The sequence below is a fragment of the Celeribacter sp. ULVN23_4 genome (assembly GCF_054788345.1).
Genome location: NZ_JBTVYO010000004.1, coordinates 187,113 through 208,477, shown reverse-complemented (window position 1 = coordinate 208,477; position 21,365 = coordinate 187,113). Strand labels below are relative to the sequence as shown.

Genomic DNA, 21,365 nt, shown 5'->3' with positions numbered 1-21,365 from the left:
TACATTTATCGAAGTTTTACAAGAGCGCTTGACCGTATTTATACAAGCTTTATTGTTTATAGATGAAATAAATTTCGCGCACCGAATCGAGTTTGTGAGTGTGCGGAACTCATCTAAAGAGGACGACATCATGCCCTTCACTATTCAAAAACCTATGCGCTTTGGCGATTGTGATCTGACCGGCATTGCCTATCACCCGGCTTATCTTTCGATGCTCGTGGATGTGAACGAGGCGATGTTCGCCTCTTTTGGTGTCACATGGAAAGAGTTGATGTTCGAGCGCCATCTCGGTTTGCCGAGCGTCAAAATGAATATCGAATTCAAGAAGCCCGCCGTTTACGGCGATATTCTCGAATTCAACGTGCATGTTCGCAAAATCGGAAACGCGTCGCTCGATCTCTACACGGTGGTGACCGCCAACGGTGACGTGCTTTGGACCATTGAGCAGTTGATCGTGATGACCTCTACCAAGGATCATAAATCGCATCCCTGGCCCGATGACTGCCGCGCGGGACTTGAGCGGTATCTGCATCCCGAACTGGCCGCGTGATGACAGGACGAATGGAAAAAGGCCCCGAGCGGGGCCTTTTTTGTTTCAAGCTGTTTCAAGCCGTCTGAATTTCGACTGCGCATAGATGAGCGCCTCGCCCTCGCGGAGCGCCACATCTTCAAGCCGGCCGATGAACACCATGTGGCTGCCGTTTTCGCTTTGCGAGGTGACGCTGCAGGACAGGCTGACCAAGGCCGATTTCAGACGTGGCAAGCCGGCCGGACAATTTGTCCAATCCGCGGGATCGAATTTTTCGAGCCCCGTTGCGCCGCCCGCACCCGCGAAGCACAGCGCCAGATCGCTCTGATTGGCGTCGAGCAACTGAACTGAGAACCGGCCAGAGCGCATGATCTCCTGACAGGTGCCGGTCTTGCGGTTGACGCAGACCAGCAGCGAAGGCGGGCTATCCGTCACCGAACAGACGGCGGTTGCCGTGATCCCGCGCCGCAATTCACCTGTGCCGGTGGTGATCACTGTCACTGCGCCCGGGAAAAGCCCCATGGCTTGGCGGAAGGTGGTGACATCGACCATCTCAGGCCGCCTGCAAGCTTGAGAGATAGTCCTCTGCCGCATTCGGATCGGCAAACCACGGGAAAAAGTCGCGTGGATCGTCGAAGCCATTGGCAATGCGATGTGCGAGGCCGGGAAGAACCTGAGCGGATCCCATGATGTTGAGGACAAAGGGCGGTGGCGGCAGAAGCATCATATTGGTCCAGCGCACGACCCATTGAGCGTAGTCCCAGAACCGTTCGAACGTCGCAGTCATCCAAGCCTCGTCAAAGGGTTTGTCGCCCTGCGCGAGAATGGCGTCGAAATAGACCGCAGCGGCCTTGGCCGCATTGTTGGCCCCCTGTCCGGTGATCGGATCGTTGAGGCAGACGGCATCGCCCAAGCCCAGCACCTTGGCGCCGGAGGGCAGTGTGGCCACGGGTTTGCGCACGGTCGGGGGGAAGCGACCGGCCAGAATGCCGTTTTCGTCGGTCAGTTCGACGGTTTTGCAGCGCTCGTTTTCCCATGGGACGAATGTCTTGAGGAGATCGAGCGAGGTGTCGAGATGCGCCTGCGGGGTCGTGGCGTCTTTCCAGCAGTCCATCGGGCCACCCGGAACGCCTTCGAAGACCATGATCTCGCAGGGGCCGGTTTTGGTCAGGGCCGGGAAGACGAAATATTCGCCAACGCCGGGGATCAGGTTGAAATTCACCGCAGAGAAATTCTCGCGCGGGGTCATGCCGTGGACATAGGTGAGCGCCAAGGCCCGCTGCGGCGCATCAAAAGGCGATCTTTCGGCGTCACGGGTGAACAGCTTTCCGATCTCGCCCTTGCCCGAGGCAACGATGACGAGATCAGAGGTCTTTGCCTCGCGTTCGAGCATTGCGATATCTGCGGAGGCAATCACCAGATCACCGCCAAGGCGCGAGAATTCTTCGAGCCAGCGCGGCATTTTCACCCGCTGGTCAATGGATTGCCCCTTATCATCGAGCTTCGCGGCCCATTCGATCACTTTTCCGGGGCCTTCCGGGTTCGGCACGGAGAAGGAGATGCCTTCGACCGGCGGGCAGGCCTCTTCCCAGAAATTGATGCCAAGGGCGCGCTCGTGATCCAGAGCGGTGTCGAACTGGCATTGCGAAGACAGGACACGGCCTGCAGCGATCTGATCGCCGGTGCGGTCCTGAATGATTTTGACGTCATAGCCCTTTTGCAAAAGCCCAATCGCAAGTTGCAGGCCGGATTGGCCGCCGCCAATGATAGTGATGCGTTTCATGTGTTCTCTCCTGTTGTTTTTGTTTTTAAAGTTTGGTCAGTCCATGAGACGGGGAATTGCAGGGGCTTTGCCCTCGGGGCCCATCGCGGTGTAGCCGCCGTCGACGCGAATATCGGTGCCGGTGACAAAGGAGGCGTTGTCCGAGCACAGGAACATGATCGCCTCTGCCACTTCCTCGGGGTCGCCGACCCGTGGGAAAAGGTGGTAATCCGCGCCGACCATGTCGGTTTTTTCACGATCGCCACCCGTGAGGCTGTCCATGATGTTGGACCAGGTCCAGCCGGGGGAGACGGCGTTGACACGAATGCCGTCGGGGGCGAGATCCATCGCCTGATTGCGGGTCAGTTGTAGGATCGCCGCTTTTGACACCGGGTAGAGCCAGCGGCCGGTCTGCGCCACACGCGCCGAGATCGAGCCGAAATTGACGATCGCGCCCTTGTTTTTCGCAAGCTCTGCACGCGCCGCCTGCATTAGCATGACCGAGCCGACAATGTTCACATCCAAAGCTTCGAGCCATTCCGCTCGCGTGCTTTCCGCGCCGTTGTCGAGATAGGTGGCGGCGACATTCACCAGAAAGTCGATCCGGCCATAGGTCTCGATCGCCGCGGCAACAATTTTGGCGATGTCGTCATCGGAGCGAATGTCCGCTTTGACGAAGGTTACGCCATCTTCGACGAGGGCCTGACCGGATTCGGCGTCGATATCCGCGATCACCACCTTTGTGCCATTGTCGCGAAAGGTCTTGACCACAGCTGCGCCAATTTTTGTGGCTCCGCCGGGAACAATTGCGACTTTGTCCTTCAATCCACGCATGTGCGTCTCCCTGATTGTTATGAATTTGTAAAAAAATCTTGCCCAGCCCCCGATCCTTGGCGCTATCCTGTTTGCGTATGCGTTGTCCGAAATGCGCAAATATTGCTTTAAGTCCGAATGAATTTGGATGGCGATGTGGGGAAGGGCTGCGAGAGCAGAGCGAAAAAGATGATGGGCCAAATCCAGACACCGACCAGCACAGGGGCGCTACCGCTTGCGGCGCATCCGCTTTTTGCCAGCGATGATCTGGATGAGGCACGCAACGCCGTCGCGCGGGTCTATTGCGATCATCGGCTTGAAACCATCGGGTCGTCCCGCTTTGCTGCGCGGCACAATCGTCTGAGCGGGGGGTGCCTGTCGGTCAATGTGATGACCTACGGCACCAAGACCCTGATCGCCCCCGGTGCGCTTGAGCGTTTCTACCTATTTCAGTTTCCGTTGTCGGGACATGCCTCGGTCAGCAACGGGGACAACAGTCACGAGATCGGTGGCGGGCGCAGCGGGGTTTTGAACCCGGATGCGGAAACGCGGATGATCTGGGATGAAAACTGCGCGCAGCTTTTGGTTCAGATCGATCGCGATGCTCTGAATGCCGCCGCACAAGCGGAATATGGATTGCCAGCGGGCCATGTGTTGCGGTTTCAAGGCGCGAATGACATGCGTGGCTCTGAGGGGCGCGCGTTCTTGGGATTGCTTGATTTCGTGATGCGCGAGGCGGATCGGGGCGGGGTGATGCTCGGCTCGGAGACGCTTTTGGGCAAGCAGTTGGAGCGCACGCTCATGGTCGGGTTGCTTGAGACACAGGCCCACAATCTCTCACGTGCGTCCGATGATCAGACCGCGCCGATGCCACGTGTGATGCGTCTGGCGGAAAGCTATATGCGCGAAAACCTCTACGAGCCGATTATGATCGAAGATATCGCGCGGGCGGCGGGGACAAGTGTCCGTGGTCTCCAAGCGGCGTTTCGTGCACGTGGGCGTTCACCAATGTCGCGTTTGCGCGATCTGCGGCTTGAGCAGGCGTGGGAAGAGTTGTCGAACCCGGCACCAGAGACAAGCGTGACGGATGTTGCGACGGCACTTGGGTTTTTCCACCTTGGCCGTTTCGCCGAATACTATCGCAAGAAATTCGGCTGTAGCCCCGTCGAAACATTGCGCGTCGCGCGAAACTGAGGCGCGCGGCTCCCTTATAAAGGGTACAAAAGCAAGCGGCGCTGTCACGCGCGCCGCTTTCGAGAAGTATAGAGACATTCGGCCCTCATGCCGGATCGTGCATCGGGTGAAAGGCGCCGTCATGATAGGTGAGGACGCCCGCACCGGGCTGAGATTGCACTTCGGTGACCCGCCCAATCACGATGTCATGGCTGTCGCGCTCCACCATCTCGACGACCTCACAGGCAAGGGCCAACGGCGCATCTTCGAGCAGGAAGACACCTTCAGGCGTTTCGGTCCAAGAGGCACCAGTGAACCTGTCTGCACCCGTGATGCCACCAAACCCCGCAAAGCGACGCGCCACGTTTTCATGTGCCGCCCCGAGGGAGGACCAGCCAAAGGTGCCGCTGGAGCGCAGAACGGACCATGTCGATGATCCGCGATTTATGCAAAAGAGCACCTGAGGCGGCTCTGCGGTCAATGAGACGCCGGAGGTCACGACCATCCCGGTCTTGGCGCCCGCATGCGATGCCGTGATGACGGTGCAATGCCCCATCAGCCCCCGCATTGCCTGAGTAAACGCCTTCGGAGCGACGGCCATGGTCATTCCCGAATTCCGGCTTCGGTCAGAAGCGGCAGGACCGTATCGCGAAAATAGGGGAATTCCTCGACGTAATCGACGAAGGACAGCGTTGTCCCGGCAAAGCCTGTCTCATGGAGCGCAATGAGACCTTCGGCGACCTGTTCAGGTGTCCCGACCAGAGGGAAACCGCCATGGCCAAGCGCCATCAGGTTGCGGATTTGCGCCAGAAGATCATGCGGGAAAGATTGCGCATGGGCGAATTGGAGATTGACGAGATTGTCCACGGCGGGCCAGTCGATATTGGACATGATGTGATCGCGGACCTCGTTGGCTTCCTTTTCGGTCGGGCGGCAGATCACATGGCTGAAGGTGAGCACGCCTACATCGCGCCCCTTGCCTTCGGCTTTTGCCTTGAGCTCTTTGATTTCTTCGACAGACCGTGTGAGGTCAATCGCGGGGGTGAAAAGAAAGTTCGCATTCTGAGTGGCAAATTCGCGACCGAGCCCGGATCCGGCAGCGTTCAGGATCGGGACTTCGTCACGCAGCGGCCACGGATCGCCCTTGACGCCTTTGAGGTTGAAGTAGTCACCGGCCCAATCGAAATGCTCGCGGCTGGTCCAGAGCTTCTTGACGATGTCGAACCATTCCTGCGCATAGCCGTAGCGCGTTTCATGATCATCCGCCAGGGTCAGTCCGAGCGCTTCGTATTCGGGCTTGTTCCAACCAGCGACAATATTGAGCCCGGCGCGGCCTTCACCAATCTGATCCATGGTCGCGATCTGTTTCGCGATGACGACAGGATTGTTGGCGGCGGTGTGAACCGTGGCAAAGACGGAAATGTCCTTGGTGCGGGACAAAAGGGCCGTTGCCCATGTGACGGTTTCCAGGACACCGCCATGGAAATCCGTTTCACCGCCGTAGCCGATCCAGCGTGCAATCGGCAGCATAAAATCCATGCCCGCCGCATCGAGCATTTCGCCGAGCTTCAAATTGTTTTCCCAGCTATTTTCCCAGCGGTCGGGTAACGTGCTGACGGTCATGCCGGACGAGCAGTTGCTCGAAAACGTGCCGAGCTTGAAGCCTTTTTTCTCAAGCATCTTATTGGGTTTCATGCTTAGTCTCCTGTTGGTTATTTTAAATAGAATTTTAAGCTAAAAATGAGTTTTAAAATCTCATTGTGTCAAGAGAATTTTAAGTTCAAAATACTTTTTAAGTGAGGAGACGGGAGAGGTGGTGCAAATGGCCCAAGAGAAATCAGAACATCGGGCGCTTGATTTTAAATGGCATTTGGCGGGAGATGATCCGGCGGTGGCGACGACCGAGATGGAGTTCGCGCTGATGCGGACGTTCGAGAGCTTTGGGCGCTGGCAGTCCGAATGCCTCGTCGCTGCCTCGGGAATCACATTGAGCGGTCCGGAAAACGCGCTATTGCATGTGATCCGAATGAATGATCGCGCCAAGTCGATCAAAGAACTCGCACGATTGCTCAACCGCGATGACATCCCGAACATCCAGTATTCGCTGCGCAAGATGATCGCGGATGGATTTGTCGAAAAGCAAGGGAGCAGTCGGGCGGGCGTAACCTACGAAGCGACAGCTTTGGGGCGCGAAGTCACAGATCTCTATTCGGACATCCGGCGAAAGCTTTTAGTCGAAGAAATTCAGAGCCTTCCCGAATTCGTCGAGAGGCTGCAGTCTGCGGCCCGCACTTTGACGATCCTCTCGGGCATCTATGAAGAGGCGTCACGGATTGTCGCGACGCACAGATGAGGCTGTGAGCGCAAAGGTGAAGAGCGGCTCCTGTCGCTGTCGAGGGTAAGTGGGGCGTCCTATCCCCGCCAGCCTCCTCTCTCGGACGACCGCTGCGAGGGGCTTCCAGCCTAAGCATTTTCGGGACGTGTTGTTGGACTGGTTGCAAAGGGCTTGCAACTCGTAATCGGGAATCTTTGTGATTTCCCGCGTGTAGCATCCCGTTGCGGACGCGTCGGTTGGAGTTCTCGACGGTGTCTTTCAGCCAGGGCGAAGACGGGTAGCAGAACTATGTCTGGGTTCCAATCCGACATTTGTGGTCTGCCGGGGCCAACCTTGGCCCCGACATAAATTGGGGGAGTCGGATTATTCGGCCGTCAGTTTAGCCAGTTGTTCTGCGTAATAGGCAAGTGCAGCATCACCGTCGACACCGCGTTCCGCAGCCGCCTTGACCCAGTCCTCGCGCAGATAGGACAGCTTGTCTTTCAGTGTGAGAAGATCCTCGCCCTCAATGGTTTTCACGGTCATGCCTTGCTCGGCAAGGGTGGCGGAGCCTTCTTGCGCCTTGGCGTCCCAGACCTCGGCAAAATTACGCGATATGGTTTCGCCGGACAGGGCCTCGATCTTGGCCTGATCTTCAGGTGAAATCGCATCCCACTTGGCTTGGTTCATGATCAGCATCTGGCTGGAATGCGCGAAGCCACCCGGCACGTTGATCTGGGTTTTTACATAATCGGACAGACGGAAGGCGACGATGGAATCCGGTTGGAAGAAGGTGCCATCGACAGTCCCGCGCGACATCATTTCGTAGATATCAGAGGTCGATGCCGTGATCGGCGTGGTCCCGAGCGCGTCGGTGGCCGCTTCGAGGATCGGGCTGGTGATCCGGACTTTCTCGCCTTCGAGATCGGTCAGGTTGCTCACTTCGTTGGTCATGAAGAGTTGCTGCGGCGTGGTCGTCCAGAAGGACAAGAGCTTTACACCTTTGTGTTCATTCGCGCCCAGCATGAATTTCTGATAAGTGCGCCAATAGGCAACCGAGTTGGCCACGGCATCGTCAGAAGTGAACGGCAGCTCGCCCATTTCGGTCAGTTTGAACCGGGCGGGCGTGTAGCTGTGCGGCACAAAACCGAGATCGGCCACACCGGTGGATACCAGATCGAGATGCGCTGCGGGCGCGCCTAGGGCGGGCTGCATCTGGAAGGTCACCCGGCCGTCCGTGGCTTCCTCCACCTGATCCATCCACGGTTTGATCATTTCGGTGATGATGTAGTGGGTCGGAGGCAACCAGTTCGAAAACCGGATCGTGACATTCTCGGCAAAGGCCGATCCTGCGCTGAGACCGAAGGCCAGAACGGTGCCCGCGACGTGAGAGAGTTTCATGATAGTCTCCTTTCCCTGTTGGAGTTTTATGTTTTGGTTGGGGGTCAATAGAAGAGTTCGGGCAGGAAGGTTGCCAACCCAGGCAGCAAAATCACCAGTGCCAGACGCACGATATCGGCACCGACAAAGGGCAGTACGCCACGGAACATCGTCGAGAGTTTGATATCAGGGAATGCGGAATTCAGAACGAAGATGTTCAGGCCGACCGGCGGGGAAATCAGGCTGATTTCCACAAGGATGACGACGAAGATGCCGAACCAGACAAGGTCGAACCCAGCCCCTGCGATGATTGGATAGAACACCGGGATGGTGAGCAGGATCATCGACAGGCTTTCGAGAAAACAGCCGAGGATCAGATATACCACAACCAGCGCCAGAATGATCATCATCGGTGCGGGGTTGTACTGCGAGATCAGCGCGCTGATCGTCTGGGAAAATCCGGCGACGTTGATGAAATTGGTAAAGACGATGGCACCGATCACGAGAGTGAACATCACGCTGGTCGTCAGCACCGTGTCGATGACCGCGTCGCGGAACATTTTCCAGCTGAACTCTCCCGAGAACAGCGCGATGGCAAAGGCTCCGACCGCCCCGATCCCGGCGGCTTCGGTCGGAGTGAAAATCCCGCCATAGATGCCGACCATGATCACGGTGAACAACAGTCCGACGCCAAGCACTCCTTTGAGCGATTTGAACCGCACGGACCAGCTGCTGCGTTCGCCGGCCGGGGCTTTCTCCGGTACGATATGCGCGACGATCACAACTGCGGCACCATAAAGGAAAACGCCCAGAATACCCGGGACGATCCCGGCGGCGAACAGCGCGCCGATGTCCTGTTCGGTCAGCAGTCCGTAGACCACAAGCAACACGCTCGGCGGGATCAGAATGCCCAGCGTCCCGCCTGCTGCAACTGCGCCTGCGGCGATGCCGGGCGCGTAGCCATAGCTGCGCATGGTCGGAATGACGACCCGGCCCATGGTGGCTGCCGTTGCCATGCTGGACCCGCAGACCGCCGAAAACCCGCCGCAAGACAAAACAGAAGCCACCGCCAGCCCGCCCTTGAGATGGCCGACCCAGGCATAGGACGCTTCGAACAGCTTGCGCGACAGCCCCGCCTGCGACACGAAATGCCCCATCAGGATGAACAGCGGCAGGACCGAGAGATTGTAGCCGACGACCGCATCATAAGCCGTCTGGCTAAGCATGTTCAGCGCCGGATCGAGGCCGATCATCATGGCAAAGCCAATCGTTCCGACAAGGCCCATGCCGATGCCGATCGGCAGGCCGAGAAACAGCAGAAGAAACAGAACGGCAAAGGCGATCAGAGCGGAGGTCATGCCACGTCCTCCAGTTTGCCGGTCGCCATCTGATGCGGGGCGAGCACGATGCGTATGGCCCGGAACACACCTGCGACACCAGACGCAAGCGCCATAAAGCCGGCTACCGGGGCATAGGGAATGCCCGTATACATGGCGTAATCTCCATAAGAGGCCAGCCGCGCCGCATGATCGAAAAAGCGCCAGGCCAGAACGCAAAAGGCGATCGCTGTGACCACAGCCATGATGACGCGCAGGGCGCTCTGCACTGCCATCGGCAGGAATTTCATCAGCGACACCATGATATGTTCATTGCGCGCGGTGACTTCGGGCAGGGCTGCAAAGATCATCAGCGCCATTCCAATAGCCACCAGCTCGAACGCCCCACCCAGAGGCTTGTTAAAGACGTAGCGGCCGATCACGTCCACGAAGGTGATCAGAGCCATCGCGATCAGGATGGCGGCGGCCAGAAACAGGAACACCTGTTCGACCCTGTGCATGAGTTTCAAAAGGCGCAATGTGCGAATCTCCACTGTTGTATGTTGGCCCACCGCTCGTTGGTGTCGGAGGGTTCCAGTCGTTCAAAGGGCAGCGCTCTTGCGCGCTGCTCCGGGTCTTAGCCCGAGGCTTCAGAGGGCATATTCATTTCCTGCCATTGGGGGTCGTCCGTCGGGGCGTGATCCTTCGGTGCGGCATAGAGCACGGCTTGCCCGGCGCGGTCGAGACGCAGGGAGAGATCGACGGGCTGTCCAATGCCGGCCTTGGGGTGGGTGAATGCAAGAGCGGAGGGACCTGCCGCCATCGCAATCAATCCGACATGCCACTCAATTCCCGACTGACGAAAATAGGGCGCGACAGGGGCCATGACCGCGGTTTTGGCGAGAAGCCTACCTGCGCGCGGTGCCTCCGCAAGATCCAGATCGCCAAGGCAGTAGGGGCAAAGCTCGTGAACTGGCCATGAAAACCGGCCACAGTCCGCACAGCGCGGCAAGTCGAACGCACAGGCTTTCGCAACCGGGATCAGAGACCGGGCCGCGAGGCTGCGTGCGTGGGGCGGCAATTCGGCATATTCCATCATGCAGTCTCCAGAATGGCGGCGCCCGATCCGAGCCCGCGGTCGAAATTGATCATGCCGAACCCGGAGACCAGAGCCCGTTTTGCTCCTTCGACCTGCCCTGTCCCAGCGGTTCCGGTCAGTTGGCGCAGGGCTTCGACCATCCCGAGATGACCGCCCGCGCAGCCAGCTTGTCCAACAGAAAGTTGTCCGCCCGAGGTGTTATGTGGCAGGTCGCCCCCGGTGGTGAAATCGTGGTCGCTCAGGAAATCCGGCAATTCCTTTGGCGCGCAAAAGCCGAGATCGGCGAATTGCATTGCGGAAATGATCGGATAGTCGTCATAGGTTTCAATCAAATCTATCGCATCGGGGCGACAGCCTGCCATCTGCCAAAGCATCTCAACATCCCGCACCCAACCGCCCCGCAACATGACCGGATCCTCGGGAAACCCGTTATGCCGTTCGATCATCGAACTGATCCGCACATAGCGCAGCCCCTGTGCTCTGGCGGTGTCTTCGCGCATCACAAGAAATCCTTCGGCCCCGGCGCAGGGCATGACGCAGTCGAACAGGTGAATGGGCGGCGCAATCGGTCGGGCAGAAAGATAGTCCGCCTCCGTCAACGGCTTTTTCATCATCGCCCAGGGCGTTTGCAACGCGTTTTGACGCTGCGAGACCGCCAGATGCGCAAGATCCGCACGCGTCACCCCGGTCTCGGCCATATACGCTTGGGCAATGAGCGAAAAACTTACATTCGGGCCGCCTGTGCCGTAGGGGTAAACGGCATCCTGCGAAAAGCGCGAGAAATTTTCCAGTGCAGCGCGAAACCCGTCCGGCGCATTCGCATCAGCGGCAATACAGGCGACGACATCGACATCCCCCGCCTGAACCGCCCGCGCGGCGCGGCGTAGCGAGACGATCGCCGCTACACCGCCCAGAGGCACGAAATCGAGATGCCGAGGCGAGAGGCCGAAATGCTGCGTCAGGCCGATGGCGCTGTCGGGAGCGAGCGTAAAGCTGGCCACCGACAGGCCGTCGATCTCGCGATGATCGCAGCCTGCCGCTTGTGCCAGCGCCTTGAGCGCTTGCCCGGCCCACCATTGGGCGGGGCGCTCAGAATAGCGTGTGTAGGGTACGGTGACCGGCGCGGCGATCACCACATCGTCATATCCGCGCGGCGCGGCGACCGATGCAAAGCCCCCCGTCGTCATTGCGCCACCGCCTTACGCAGCCGTGATTTGAGAGCGCGCAAATCTTCCGCTCGGCCAAGCCTGACCGCAGCTTCGGCATCCGCCTTGATCTGGCCGCGTTGCAGTTTTTGCGTCGAGCTGACTGGCAGCGCCTCGCAGAATTGCAAGAAGCCCGGCAGCTTGTGATAGGACAGCCGCTCCGCCAGTCGGTGCATCAGCGCCAGGCTGTCGGCCTGACCTGGTTTGGCAACCACGAAGGCAAAGACCTCTTCTTCGCGGATCGTATCGGGCACCGGCGTCACGGCCACCTCCGCCACGGCGGGGTCCGCTCCAAGCACCGCTTCGACCTCCAGAGCAGAGATATTTTCACCTGAGCGGCGAATAATGCTTTTCTTGCGATCGAGGAAATAGAGCAGCCCGTCTGCATCGGCGCTCAGGATATCTCCGGTATGGAACCAGCCGTCTTGCCAAGCCGCTTCGGTGGCGGCGGCGTCGCCGAGATAGCCCGAAAAGAAGCCCTTGCGCGGATCATCGCCCGCGGCGCGGACCAAAAGCTCGCCCGCTTGCCCTGTCGGCACCGTTTGGCCCGCGTCATCGACCAGACGCCACTCCGTGCCCGCGCGCGGCCGCCCGACACAACGGCTTTCCACAGCGCCGCCCAATTCTGCCGTATCGGTAACACCCGACCCGCCGGTTTCTGTCATGGCCCAACCTTCGATGATCGGCAGGTTGAACCGTTCTTCGAACTGGCGTTTGTGATCGACGTCGACACCGGGGCCAAAGGTGAAACGCGCCTTGTGCCCCCTGTCATAAGGGGTTTCGGGCCGTTTGAGCAGAATGGCCGGGATGACGCCCAGAGAATGCACGATGGTCGCCCCGCTATCCGCAATGGTCTGCCACCAGCTGTCGGGATGGAAGCGGTCGAGCGGAACGATCGTCCCGCCGATCAGCATCATGCCGACGGCGGTGCAGCCCAACGCGTTCATGTGGAAAAATGGCAGAGGCGTCAGGGACACTTCCTCGAAAGGCGTCATCTTTGCCACCCCGCCCATGGACACGTACCACTCCGCCACGTTCATGAAATAGTAGTTCGACAAAATACAGGCTTTGGGCTTGCCGGAACTGCCGGACGTGAACAACAGGGCCGCCTCGTCATCGGGATGGCCACCGTCCGGAGCGCGGTGAATTTTGGCTTCGGGAATATCTGTGCCGAGTTCCGCAATCGAGATGCCGTCATGGGGCACCTTGCTAAGAAGGTCGCGGAAATTCTCAGCCGCGATCACGGTTTCGACCCCTGAAGTCACAAGCTGATGCTGTAGCTCTTCCGGGCGCATATCGCCATTCAAAGGGGCAATCGACGCACCGATGGCATTCAGTGCCAGCCAGTGCAGGATGAAGTCCGGTCGGTTTTCCAAAAGCAAGGCCACGCGGGACCCGCGTCCGTATCCGGCCCGGCCATAGTCATTGATCAGAGCCTCGATCCGTTGCGCCGCTTCGGCATAGCTAATTGCAAACCCCTCGGGCGCCCAAGGCAAATGGGCGCAGGTCGGAGCCTGCAGAAACAGCTGGTCAGGCTTTTGCGCAACAGCGGCGGAGAAGGCGAGAAAAGGCGTCGTGATATTGGTCATTGTCAGTCTTATTGGTTCATGTCCTGTCGAGGCTACGATCGAAAAAACGACAGTTCCAATTCAAACGGTTGCAGTTTTTGATAGCAAAGTGTTATCAGTCAGCATGGAGTTAAGACAGATCAGGTATTTTATAGCGATTGCCGAAGATGAGCATTTCGGACGCGCCGCCGAGAGGCTGCGGATCGCGCAACCGGCGCTGAGCCGACAGATGAAGCTGCTCGAAACCGAGCTGGGATTTGATCTTTTCGAACGTCTGCCGCGCGGCGTCAGGCTCACGGAAGCGGGCCGTGTGTTCTTACGTGAAATGAAGGAAATGGAGCGTCACCTGCAACGCGGTGTGTCGCGCAGCGCTGCGGCCGCCAGAGGGGCGTTCGGCACGCTGAGTCTAAGTATGATCGAAAGCGTCGCCTGGCACGGTTTAATTCCTGATGCGCTTCGAACCTATCGCGTGAACTTCCCGGACGTCGAAATTTTGCTCTCGACCATGCCCACAGAACAGCAATTCTCCCGGCTGCGACAACGCCATACGGATGCGGCACTGGTCTACAATCCCTCCGCCACACAACTCGCGGGTCTCAATGCGATCGAACTCGCACGCCAGCCGATGATGCTCGCGATGCCTTTCGATTGCCCTTTGGCGGAAAAATCCGACATTCGCATCCGCGACCTGCGCGGCTATACGTTGATCGGGTTTCAAAGGGCTGCCAGCCCCAAGCTTTACGATGATCTGCAAGCCGCACTTTCGCTTATGGAGTTCTCTCCGAATTATATTTCCGACCCGGTCAACGAGACCGAAATTCTTGCGCTCGTCAGTGCGGGCGCGGGGTTGGCATTTGCAAACGCCTCTCAAATCTGGCGCAAACCGCATGGCGTCTTGTTTGCCCCTGTCGCGGATCTCGACGTGACAATGAGCCTGCAGATTGTCCATCGACCAGAAGATTGCTCACCGGCACTCGCAGAATTTCTCAAAATTATACAAGCCGACTTTGAGCACTCGGGATGCGTTGGGCGTCTGTGAAATCCGTAACCGCGCAGGGGCCGACTAAGGGTCGTCGCGGAAATGTTCCGTCTGCGTGAAGCCTTCAGATCTGTAGATTGCTGGCTTTCCCATTCCCGCCGGCATAGCGACACGACCTAAAGCGTTCGACTTTAACTTGATCTATCACATAAAGTCGAAACGCCCGCTCCGCTTGGGTGTTGCACCGCGTTTCTGCTCAAACCCTGATTCAGGTTTAAGTAGAAACGCTTTAGGTCACAGGTGATCTTCGATCCAGTCAAAAAGCATCTCGGTGCCGGTGGCGTAGCCGCCGATCTGGCAGTGCGACTGTGCGGTCGTGGTTTCGTCGAACAGCATGTAGTGCTTGGGGCAGGTCAGCGCATCGTAGAGAATTTTGGCCTTGCCGGGGATGATTTCTCCGGTGCCATCCATCACCAGCGTTTCGCACTCGATCCTGCCCGCGATATCGGTGTTGTCGTATGCCAGCAGCGTCTTGAAGACCTCGCGGACAGGCACGCCGTGTTTCCAGGCATAGTCCTTGATCAACCAGCCGACAGGCGAGCGCTCCAGCCCCCACGAAACCAGGCCCTGGATCGTCTTGCCGCGCCGTTCGAGCAGCGCATCGGCGATGAAGCCGGGGAAATGGCCAATGATCGATTGCCCCCAGCTGATGTTGCCGGGGTCCATGATGCAGATCTTAACGCGCTTTTCGAATGCTGCAGCGCGGGTGACGAGGAACCCGCCGAAGCTCAACCCCATCAGGCCAATTCTGGATTTGTCGATGCCAGGTAGTGCGAGGGCGAAGTCGACCACTGGGCCGATGACGTTCTCCCAGTCGGGGCGGAACTTCATGTCATACAGCCGCAAGGCATATCCTTGACCGGGGCCGTCATACACCAGACAATGAATCCCGCGCTTCATCGCCCCATCGATAACCCAACGAGTGTCTTCGGCCCAAGTGTCACGCCCCGGCGTGATGATGAGCAATGGCGCATTTTCCGCAGCGAGTGGCGAGCGGTGGACGTGTCCCGGTAGGAAGCTGTCTTCGTATGGAATCTCGACATATTCGCCAGGGTAGCCGGATAGCTTGAGTGAGCGCTCGTAACAATGTGCACTGGCCAGCGCGTAGTCGCACAGGCGAGGATCGCCCGGCGTGCTGAAATTCAACAGCGAGGCGCGCCAATAGGTGGAGGCCCGAAGGTAGGCGGATCCGGCGCTGACGGTTTTGCCGGCTCGCTCGGACGCCTCCGCGCGGGTCTGAAGCCTTTGGGCCATGGCGCCCCAAGTGCTGATCCAGCGCTCCTCGTCCCCTGGCCTCAGCAAGCCGACGACTTCGAGAACTTCCCCGATATCTGTCATACCATAGGGCATCAGGCTGAGGATGTGCTTCACGAGGGCATCCATCAGCATGTGTTTGCTGTATTTCGTTGAAGTCCAATGCGTCTCGGATATGAGATGCTGCGAGAGATCAGGGATTGGACGCTCGGCGTTCATGTTTTTGTTCCTTCTTTCGAGTGACCGTCCTGGACGCGTCCTGACAGTTCATGGTTTAGCGGTGCTGCCGTCAGTTCATGGCGACGAAGTCAGCCAGTGGCCCGAGACCTTCCAGAACTCCGGAGTGCGAGAAGGTCAGGTAATGTGCTTGGGTCGATGCCGCATCACTCCCTGCGTCAATCATCACAGCCGCTCCCGAGCGGTGCGTTTCAGTCACGCAAGGTGACCGACTGACATTGCATACAAGGATGATCGCTTGTCGCTTGAATTTCGTGAGACCCATGCGCATCAGAACGGACGCTCAATGGTACCCGTGTAGAACAGCATTCCCGTCCCGACCGTGAACAGGATGTTGCCGGCAACTGCATGCAAGGCAACAGCGAGCGGGAACGAGCGTTTGACCTGGTAGGCCCATGCGAAGGCCAGTCCACCGGCGAAGGTCATCGCGGCGACGACCCAGTTCCAGTAGAGCAAGTGCGCGAGTGAGAAGACCCCTGCATTCAGGAAAAGTGCCGCGGTTCCTTGGGGGAGAATCGAAGCATACCGGCGGAAGAAGAGCGGTCTGAACAAGAACTCTTGCGGTAGCGCCGAAAGCACTGGATAAAGTGCCATCACCACCAGCCAAGCGACAGGATTGAGACGCCAGAGCACCAGAAAGGCCTCCGGAACCACGAGCGCCACGATAGCGAAACTCACCGCTGCTGTGACCAGAGCAAAAAAGGCGACAATCCGCCATTCGATCTGTCGCCAGCCAACGGTCAGATCACGCCAGTGAAAATCCGGCGTGCGGTGCAGCAGGAGCAGGCCCACTACCGTAAAAAGGAGCAGAACGAGGAGCATCGCCGATGGTGGCAGGTATATCGCCACCACGATGGGTGTCGAGACGAACAGGCCAATAAACTCGAGCCAAAGACGTTGTCTCTCCGCAGGTTGTGGTCCTGAGTCAGTCACTGAAGCCATTATCTATTTCCCTTCTTCAGTGCACGGCAAGGCCGAGAGATGATGGCCTTTACGTTGCGGGTGAGGATAACAGAGCGAAGGTTATATGGGATCAAGATGAGGTAAAGTTAGGTAAAATCCACCGCCCTATTGGCCGCCTTTATACTTGCAGACTGGATCTTGATACTGGAAGGCGTACGAGTTGTGGATGATCAACCTGCCTAAAGCGTTTCGACTTTAACTTGATCTATCACATAAAGTCGAAACGCCCGCTCCGCTTGGACGTTGCACCGCGTTTCTGCTCAAACCCTGATTCAGGTTTAAGTAGAAACGCTTTAGGTCGCCGAAAACCTTTGAACCCAAACTTGCGGATCACATCGAGACCCCACGCTTCATAGGCAGCATGCCCGATCAAATGACACAGGTCGGACACGTGGAACCTGCGGTTCGCAGTCGGCGCGGCTTGCATCTGTCTCAACAATACGCGCGCTTTGGGGGCCTGCCGCTGCATGTAGCGCGCCATCTGCTGAGATCCGTACCACGGCGGTTCCAAGAATGGCTTGTCTCCTTTCGGCGGATTTGTGTTACAAATCGCCTGCTGGGCAATGGAGGAGCTCCATGAACCTCAGTTTCTCGACCTCGGATGCGCGCGCCTCATTGGATTTACCCAGATCGAAAGTCTGCGCCATGTTGTCAATCGCCGCACACTTTCAGCCGTTGATCATGTTCGGGTGATCGCCGTACGTCTTCGACAGGTCGGCCAGCGTCATCTCCTCGCGGGTCGTTTCCAATGCGATCTACCTTAAGCTCTAGTCCGAATTCCCGCGGCCACCTCGCATTGTGTCAGGAAAACCCAAAACGCGCATGAGAAGAGGGGGGCATTCTGCCCTTAGGCGGAATAGGCTCCAATATGAGGAACATCTCCCCATGGAGTGAAGTGTTTTGCCCTTCTGTGGCGCATCAATCGCTTTTCGAACACAACATAAGACGAATTCATAATGTCACCGTGTCAGGCTCAGACCATTCGTCTGCGCTATACGCACCGCATCACGACGAAACTTTGACGATCTCCACTTGCCATAGTTTGCCTTCTCAGAAGATTGCTCATTATACCGTTTCGCCGTAGCAGACCTCGAAGGCGCGGATGACCACTGCATCGTACGTGGGCCGCTGCGACTGCAAGGTGCCAACAATGATCCGGCGTGAGAGCCAAGCCCAAGGCCCCTCCGGAGCCACGACTGAGATGTTAGAGATAGCATAGCGCTGGGGGGACGAATGGTCGTCAATGATCACCCGATTACGCAGTGTTAGGATCGTGCCGTCCTCGATCTCTATATCATAGAGCGCGTCTAGCTCACGCGTGCCGTCCAAGCGGTCGAGTTGTCGGTCAGCACCACCCGCCAGAACGCGGCCACTCAAATTCGGAAACTCCGGACCACCGCGAAAGCTGCCGCCAAGGATATCGATCCGGCGACGATTCCCATGCGGTCCACGGCCGAGCTCGATCCGAGGACCGATCTGGATCGCAGCTTCCCACAGGAGGCGATGCCCAAGCGGCTGAACCGGTGTTGTTTCGAGAATCTGCATCTGCTGAGCAAAATCCGGGGTCATTTAAGATTTCCTTCTGCAAGCGGTGCAAGGCAGGCCAGCACGTCGTCGGCTTCCGAAAGGCTCGTGAGCGCGGACGAGAATTCGATCTTACGGTCTGATAGCCCGCCCCAGTCAAGGCAATCGGCAAACTTCGTGTCCATTTGGTGCTGGTTCAGAGGAAGAGCAATGGTGCCCGCCAGAGCCACTTGCTCGTGGCGCAATATCCGGCCATCAGTCAGCGTGGCTTCGACAACGTACACGCCCTGAATGCCCTTTGGCCCAAGGGGCACGGGCTTGCGAATAATCCGAGCCAGCGCTTCACGGTCGGCAAGGGAGGCGACCGCGTTTGTGGTAAAGTGAAACAGGGATACCTTGCCCTCTTTAAGCAATTGCACCACCGGGTAGGATAGGCTGAAGCGCGCTTCAGACGCGCTTTCGGGCGCGTCGAAGCGCAGGTTTCGGGCTAGAACATCAGGCATCTCGACCTCGATCCGCTCGATGTCGTTCAAGGTGATGCCATGAGTTTGCATCAGCGTTTCGACCCCATCCAGCGCGCGATGTGATGCGGCGCAGCAGGGGAAACGCTTGACCATTAACCCGTCTGTTAACAGGGCCCAGCTGGAGCCAAGGTCCGCCAGATCCATATTGCGATCATTGCCCGCAAAGAGGTCCGCGAGCCCCCATGGGCCGGTGACAAACTCGGCTTTGGCGCCCAGTCCGGCCTCGGCGAGTGCGGCGGCTGTCACGGCGGCGCGAGCGGCAAGGCCTGAATGGGTAGGCTTGGCCTCGGATCCGAATTGCAGCTTCGAACCGGAGGACTGCGAGAAGGCAAGGCTCATGGCGCAGGCCATGGAGTCGGCATCTGCACCGATGAGGCGGGCACAGGCCGCCGCGGCACCAATGGCGCCCAGCGTCGCGGTGGAATGCCAGCCAGCGCCATAGTGCTCTGGGTGCATAACCGCGCCGATACGGGCTTGGACTTCAAGCCCCACTGCGTAAGCCTGCATAAGAGCGCTCCCGGCGATGGCCGGACGCCCTGCCGCCATGGCCAGCAACGCGGGCACCATCACGGCGCTCGCATGGGTCATCGCTGGGGCGAAGTTATCATCGTAGTCCAGAGCATGGGCAGCAGTACCTGTCACTAGCGCCGCACCAGCGGGTGACAGAGATTGCCCCTGCCCCCAGATGGCAGCAGGGCCCGACCCATGGGTGGCTTTTGCGGCCTTCAGAACGGCCTGTGTCGCGTGGTCGCCGCGCGCGGCGAGAATGCAGGCCAGCGTATCCGTAAAGGCTGCAGCAGCGTGAGTGGTGTCAAGGGCAGGGGCGGAGGCATCTGTAGTCGCCGCCCATGCGGCCAGCCGCATGACTGAGGGATCACTCTGCTCCATGAGACATCTCTTCAGCGACGACGTTCAGCCAGTAGGCGACGCCATAGGGGATCACCTCATCGTTAAAATCGTACATCGGCGTGTGCACGAAGGCGCTGTCTGCACCGTTGCCTACATTTGCAAAGCAGCCGGGGACCTTTTCCAACATGAAGGAGAAGTCCTCGCTGGCTCCGACGCGGGCGGCATCGCCATCCACCAGGTCTGGATTGACCGTGGCCCGCGCGGCGGCCACGGCGCGCTCGGTTTCCTTGGGCCAGTTCACCAGCGGCGGATAGCGGCGGATGAAGTTCGGTTCAGCCTCGCAGTTGTGCATGGCAGCGGCGGCCTGAGCGAGCTCCGCCAAACGACGTTCCACCAGATCGCGGGTCTCGGGCAGGAAGGTCCGCGCGGTGCCGCGCAAGCGCACTTCGGCGGGAATGATGTTGGGGCTGTTGAAATCACCGGCGGCGACATGGCCGACCGAAATCACCGCACTGTCGAAGCTTTCGACATTGCGTGCCACTATAGAAGATAGGCCGGACAGAAAGCTGGCCAGCGCCATGGTCGGATCGGTGCCCTTGTGCGGGATCGCGCCGTGGCCGCCGGTGCCGCGTAAAGTCAGTTCCCAAGTGTCACCTGCCGACATCATCGCGCCGGGCCGGGTGCGGAATTCGCCCACAGGCGTGCCGGGCATGTTGTGCAGACCGTAAACCGCATCTGAGGGGTGCTGCTCGAACAGACCTTCCTCAATCATGACCCGTGCACCGCCGAGACCTTCTTCGGCGGGTTGGAAGATGAACTGTACCGTGCCCGCGAAATCGGGATCGGCGGCTAGCTTTTCGGCCGCTCCTAGCAGCATGGCGGTATGGCCGTCATGGCCGCAGGCATGCATTTTGCCCGGCACGGTTGACGCATGGGGCTTGCCGGTCTTCTCTTCGATATGCAACGCATCCATGTCGGCGCGCAGGGAAATGCGACGGTTGCCTGGGTGGCGTCCCTTCAGCACGCCCACCACACCGGTGCGCGCTAGGCCACGATGCACCTCGATGCCCCGCGCCTCCAGAAAGGATGCCACCAGTTCGGAGGTCCGCACCTCCTCGAAGGCGGTTTCGGGATGGCGATGGATGTCGTGCCTGATCTCGGTCAAACGCGAGATGAACGCGCTGTCCGCAGCAACAGTTGTGGCGTCGATGGTTTTCATTTTTGGGCCTTTTCGTCAGTCGTCATGTCGGCGTCTTCGGTGCCCGCTAGGGTACTGAAGGTGCGGGCTAATCCGTGCAGGAAGGTAATCGCGATGAAGACGGGCACTGCCAGCGCAACCCAGATCATCGGCAGCGGCACGGTTTCCGCCATCATGGTCATGTTGCGGTTCAGAAAGCCACGCGTGAAATTCATCCCCGGCCCGAAGAAGCAATGCCACAGGATCGGCACTAGGAAGAGCAGCAGTGCCACCGCCCGCACCGCCGATGTCGCCAGCTTCAGCCAGCGCGGTGCGCTGGCAGGAATGTTCACTAGAGCCGGATCGAAGCGTTCGTAGAAGGACGCGCTCGCGCCTAGCAGGCCGACCCAGACCATCGCGTAGCGGGCCAGTTCCTCGGTCCAGGCAGGGGGCGAGGCAAAGCCGTAGCGCGCCACCACCTGAAGGCAGATCAGCACGACCATAGCCAGCAGAAAGCCACAGCCGCAGCCTAGCACTATGATGTTGAGGCGGCGGCTGATGCCGCTTAGCTTTCTGGAGGTAGAGGTTAGCATGGAGAATCCTTTCGCTGGCACGCCTGCGAAGCGTGATGCGAGCTTG

The 21,365-nt window shown here is 58.8% G+C and carries 22 protein-coding genes; 4 read left to right on the top strand and 18 right to left on the bottom strand.

Annotation, left to right across the window (positions count from 1 at the left end; translation table 11 throughout):
- The first annotated feature begins 130 nt into the window (after positions 1-130).
- Positions 131-550, top strand: coding sequence for an acyl-CoA thioesterase (locus ACYBHZ_RS11695; protein WP_460274461.1), 420 nt, complete (start codon positions 131-133; stop codon positions 548-550).
- A 45-nt stretch (positions 551-595) separates the two neighbouring features.
- Here ACYBHZ_RS11695 and ACYBHZ_RS11690 read toward each other — a convergent pair whose 3' ends face one another.
- The 3 genes from ACYBHZ_RS11690 to ACYBHZ_RS11680 are packed head-to-tail and all read right to left on the bottom strand — an operon-like array spanning position 596 to position 3,125.
- Complete coding sequence (locus ACYBHZ_RS11690; protein WP_460274460.1) at positions 596-1,081, bottom strand: flavin reductase family protein; 486 nt, start codon at positions 1,079-1,081, stop codon at positions 596-598.
- A gap of 1 nt (position 1,082) precedes the next feature.
- The gene (locus ACYBHZ_RS11685; protein WP_460274459.1) at positions 1,083-2,312 is read right to left on the bottom strand and encodes a styrene monooxygenase/indole monooxygenase family protein; all 1,230 of its coding nucleotides are present in this window, start codon (positions 2,310-2,312) and stop codon (positions 1,083-1,085) included.
- A gap of 36 nt (positions 2,313-2,348) precedes the next feature.
- Positions 2,349-3,125, bottom strand: a complete 777-nt coding sequence (locus ACYBHZ_RS11680; RefSeq protein WP_460274458.1) for an SDR family oxidoreductase — start codon at positions 3,123-3,125, stop codon at positions 2,349-2,351.
- Between the two features lie 168 nt (positions 3,126-3,293).
- On the opposite strand from ACYBHZ_RS11680, the gene ACYBHZ_RS11675 reads away from it, so the two are divergent.
- Complete coding sequence (locus tag ACYBHZ_RS11675) at positions 3,294-4,298, top strand: AraC family transcriptional regulator (protein WP_460274457.1); 1,005 nt, start codon at positions 3,294-3,296, stop codon at positions 4,296-4,298.
- 85 nt (positions 4,299-4,383) lie between these two features.
- Here ACYBHZ_RS11675 and ACYBHZ_RS11670 read toward each other — a convergent pair whose 3' ends face one another.
- Positions 4,384-4,884, bottom strand: coding sequence for a flavin reductase family protein (locus tag ACYBHZ_RS11670; RefSeq protein WP_460274456.1), 501 nt, complete (start codon positions 4,882-4,884; stop codon positions 4,384-4,386).
- Entirely contained in the window at positions 4,881-5,972 is a 1,092-nt protein-coding gene (locus tag ACYBHZ_RS11665; protein ID WP_460274455.1) for an LLM class flavin-dependent oxidoreductase, read from the bottom strand. The genes ACYBHZ_RS11670 and ACYBHZ_RS11665 overlap by 4 nt, the downstream gene beginning before the upstream one ends.
- A gap of 127 nt (positions 5,973-6,099) precedes the next feature.
- On the opposite strand from ACYBHZ_RS11665, the gene ACYBHZ_RS11660 reads away from it, so the two are divergent.
- Positions 6,100-6,630 (top strand): winged helix DNA-binding protein, encoded by a 531-nt coding sequence (locus ACYBHZ_RS11660; protein ID WP_460274454.1) that lies wholly within the window; start codon positions 6,100-6,102, stop codon positions 6,628-6,630.
- A gap of 345 nt (positions 6,631-6,975) precedes the next feature.
- Here the strand turns inward: ACYBHZ_RS11660 and ACYBHZ_RS11655 are convergent, their stop codons facing one another.
- The 6 genes from ACYBHZ_RS11655 to ACYBHZ_RS11630 form a co-directional block, all read right to left on the bottom strand.
- Positions 6,976-7,992 (bottom strand): TRAP transporter substrate-binding protein, encoded by a 1,017-nt coding sequence (locus tag ACYBHZ_RS11655; RefSeq protein WP_460274453.1) that lies wholly within the window; start codon positions 7,990-7,992, stop codon positions 6,976-6,978.
- Positions 7,993-8,036: 44 nt separating this feature from the next.
- The gene (locus tag ACYBHZ_RS11650) at positions 8,037-9,329 is read right to left on the bottom strand and encodes a TRAP transporter large permease (protein ID WP_460274452.1); all 1,293 of its coding nucleotides are present in this window, start codon (positions 9,327-9,329) and stop codon (positions 8,037-8,039) included.
- Positions 9,326-9,826 carry a TRAP transporter small permease gene (locus ACYBHZ_RS11645; RefSeq protein WP_460274451.1) on the bottom strand — a complete coding sequence of 167 codons (501 nt, stop codon included), beginning with the start codon at positions 9,824-9,826 and terminating at the stop codon, positions 9,326-9,328. Before ACYBHZ_RS11645 ends, ACYBHZ_RS11650 begins: the two co-directional genes overlap by 4 nt.
- A 98-nt stretch (positions 9,827-9,924) precedes the next feature.
- Complete coding sequence (locus tag ACYBHZ_RS11640) at positions 9,925-10,386, bottom strand: Zn-ribbon domain-containing OB-fold protein (RefSeq protein WP_460274450.1); 462 nt, start codon at positions 10,384-10,386, stop codon at positions 9,925-9,927.
- On the bottom strand, positions 10,383-11,573 hold the full coding sequence (locus ACYBHZ_RS11635) for a thiolase family protein (protein WP_460274449.1): 1,191 nt from the start codon (positions 11,571-11,573) through the stop codon (positions 10,383-10,385). The genes ACYBHZ_RS11640 and ACYBHZ_RS11635 overlap by 4 nt, the downstream gene beginning before the upstream one ends.
- Positions 11,570-13,180: an AMP-binding protein gene (locus ACYBHZ_RS11630; RefSeq protein ID WP_460274448.1), complete on the bottom strand. Its 1,611-nt coding sequence runs from the start codon at positions 13,178-13,180 to the stop codon at positions 11,570-11,572. Before ACYBHZ_RS11630 ends, ACYBHZ_RS11635 begins: the two co-directional genes overlap by 4 nt.
- On the opposite strand from ACYBHZ_RS11630, the gene ACYBHZ_RS11625 reads away from it, so the two are divergent.
- Positions 13,173-14,198 (top strand): LysR family transcriptional regulator, encoded by a 1,026-nt coding sequence (locus ACYBHZ_RS11625; protein WP_460274447.1) that lies wholly within the window; start codon positions 13,173-13,175, stop codon positions 14,196-14,198. The two genes, ACYBHZ_RS11630 and ACYBHZ_RS11625, sit on opposite strands and share 8 nt — an antisense overlap.
- Positions 14,199-14,432: 234 nt before the next feature.
- Here ACYBHZ_RS11625 and ACYBHZ_RS11620 read toward each other — a convergent pair whose 3' ends face one another.
- From ACYBHZ_RS11620 to ACYBHZ_RS11590, 7 genes are all read right to left on the bottom strand, one after another.
- Positions 14,433-15,671 (bottom strand): alpha/beta hydrolase family protein, encoded by a 1,239-nt coding sequence (locus tag ACYBHZ_RS11620; protein ID WP_460274446.1) that lies wholly within the window; start codon positions 15,669-15,671, stop codon positions 14,433-14,435.
- Positions 15,672-15,959: 288 nt separating this feature from the next.
- Positions 15,960-16,631 carry a CPBP family glutamic-type intramembrane protease gene (locus tag ACYBHZ_RS11615; protein WP_460274445.1) on the bottom strand — a complete coding sequence of 224 codons (672 nt, stop codon included), beginning with the start codon at positions 16,629-16,631 and terminating at the stop codon, positions 15,960-15,962.
- 229 nt (positions 16,632-16,860) lie between these two features.
- On the bottom strand, positions 16,861-17,133 hold the full coding sequence (locus ACYBHZ_RS11610; RefSeq protein WP_460274444.1) for a hypothetical protein: 273 nt from the start codon (positions 17,131-17,133) through the stop codon (positions 16,861-16,863).
- 584 nt (positions 17,134-17,717) lie between these two features.
- Entirely contained in the window at positions 17,718-18,221 is a 504-nt protein-coding gene (locus ACYBHZ_RS11605; protein WP_460274443.1) for a DUF3237 domain-containing protein, read from the bottom strand.
- Positions 18,218-19,588, bottom strand: coding sequence for an MmgE/PrpD family protein (locus ACYBHZ_RS11600; protein ID WP_460274442.1), 1,371 nt, complete (start codon positions 19,586-19,588; stop codon positions 18,218-18,220). Before ACYBHZ_RS11600 ends, ACYBHZ_RS11605 begins: the two co-directional genes overlap by 4 nt.
- A complete protein-coding gene (locus tag ACYBHZ_RS11595; protein WP_460274441.1) occupies positions 19,575-20,768 on the bottom strand; it encodes a M20 aminoacylase family protein in 1,194 nt (397 codons plus the stop codon). Before ACYBHZ_RS11595 ends, ACYBHZ_RS11600 begins: the two co-directional genes overlap by 14 nt.
- A complete protein-coding gene (locus ACYBHZ_RS11590) occupies positions 20,765-21,319 on the bottom strand; it encodes a TRAP transporter small permease (RefSeq protein ID WP_460274440.1) in 555 nt (184 codons plus the stop codon). Before ACYBHZ_RS11590 ends, ACYBHZ_RS11595 begins: the two co-directional genes overlap by 4 nt.
- Positions 21,320-21,365 lie beyond the last annotated feature (46 nt).

Excerpts from the sequence above, each read along its gene's own strand:
- ACYBHZ_RS11680 (WP_460274458.1), bottom strand. The coding sequence starts at position 3,125 with ATGCGTGGATTGAAGGACAAAGTCGCAATTGTTCCCGGCGGAGCCACA.
- ACYBHZ_RS11590 (WP_460274440.1), bottom strand. The coding sequence starts at position 21,319 with ATGCTAACCTCTACCTCCAGAAAGCTAAGCGGCATCAGCCGCCGCCTC.
- ACYBHZ_RS11690 (WP_460274460.1), bottom strand. The coding sequence starts at position 1,081 with ATGGTCGATGTCACCACCTTCCGCCAAGCCATGGGGCTTTTCCCGGGC.
- ACYBHZ_RS11635 (WP_460274449.1), bottom strand. The coding sequence starts at position 11,573 with ATGACGACGGGGGGCTTTGCATCGGTCGCCGCGCCGCGCGGATATGAC.
- ACYBHZ_RS11600 (WP_460274442.1), bottom strand. The coding sequence starts at position 19,588 with ATGGAGCAGAGTGATCCCTCAGTCATGCGGCTGGCCGCATGGGCGGCG.
- ACYBHZ_RS11695 (WP_460274461.1), top strand. The coding sequence starts at position 131 with ATGCCCTTCACTATTCAAAAACCTATGCGCTTTGGCGATTGTGATCTG.
- ACYBHZ_RS11675 (WP_460274457.1), top strand. The coding sequence starts at position 3,294 with ATGATGGGCCAAATCCAGACACCGACCAGCACAGGGGCGCTACCGCTT.
- ACYBHZ_RS11610 (WP_460274444.1), bottom strand. The coding sequence starts at position 17,133 with ATGGCGCGCTACATGCAGCGGCAGGCCCCCAAAGCGCGCGTATTGTTG.
- ACYBHZ_RS11605 (WP_460274443.1), bottom strand. The coding sequence starts at position 18,221 with ATGACCCCGGATTTTGCTCAGCAGATGCAGATTCTCGAAACAACACCG.
- ACYBHZ_RS11620 (WP_460274446.1), bottom strand. The coding sequence starts at position 15,671 with ATGAACGCCGAGCGTCCAATCCCTGATCTCTCGCAGCATCTCATATCC.
- ACYBHZ_RS11595 (WP_460274441.1), bottom strand. The coding sequence starts at position 20,768 with ATGAAAACCATCGACGCCACAACTGTTGCTGCGGACAGCGCGTTCATC.
- ACYBHZ_RS11630 (WP_460274448.1), bottom strand. The coding sequence starts at position 13,180 with ATGACCAATATCACGACGCCTTTTCTCGCCTTCTCCGCCGCTGTTGCG.
- ACYBHZ_RS11665 (WP_460274455.1), bottom strand. The coding sequence starts at position 5,972 with ATGAAACCCAATAAGATGCTTGAGAAAAAAGGCTTCAAGCTCGGCACG.
- ACYBHZ_RS11660 (WP_460274454.1), top strand. The coding sequence starts at position 6,100 with ATGGCCCAAGAGAAATCAGAACATCGGGCGCTTGATTTTAAATGGCAT.
- ACYBHZ_RS11615 (WP_460274445.1), bottom strand. The coding sequence starts at position 16,631 with ATGGCTTCAGTGACTGACTCAGGACCACAACCTGCGGAGAGACAACGT.
- ACYBHZ_RS11640 (WP_460274450.1), bottom strand. The coding sequence starts at position 10,386 with ATGATGGAATATGCCGAATTGCCGCCCCACGCACGCAGCCTCGCGGCC.
- ACYBHZ_RS11670 (WP_460274456.1), bottom strand. The coding sequence starts at position 4,884 with ATGACCATGGCCGTCGCTCCGAAGGCGTTTACTCAGGCAATGCGGGGG.
- ACYBHZ_RS11655 (WP_460274453.1), bottom strand. The coding sequence starts at position 7,992 with ATGAAACTCTCTCACGTCGCGGGCACCGTTCTGGCCTTCGGTCTCAGC.
- ACYBHZ_RS11650 (WP_460274452.1), bottom strand. The coding sequence starts at position 9,329 with ATGACCTCCGCTCTGATCGCCTTTGCCGTTCTGTTTCTTCTGCTGTTT.
- ACYBHZ_RS11685 (WP_460274459.1), bottom strand. The coding sequence starts at position 2,312 with ATGAAACGCATCACTATCATTGGCGGCGGCCAATCCGGCCTGCAACTT.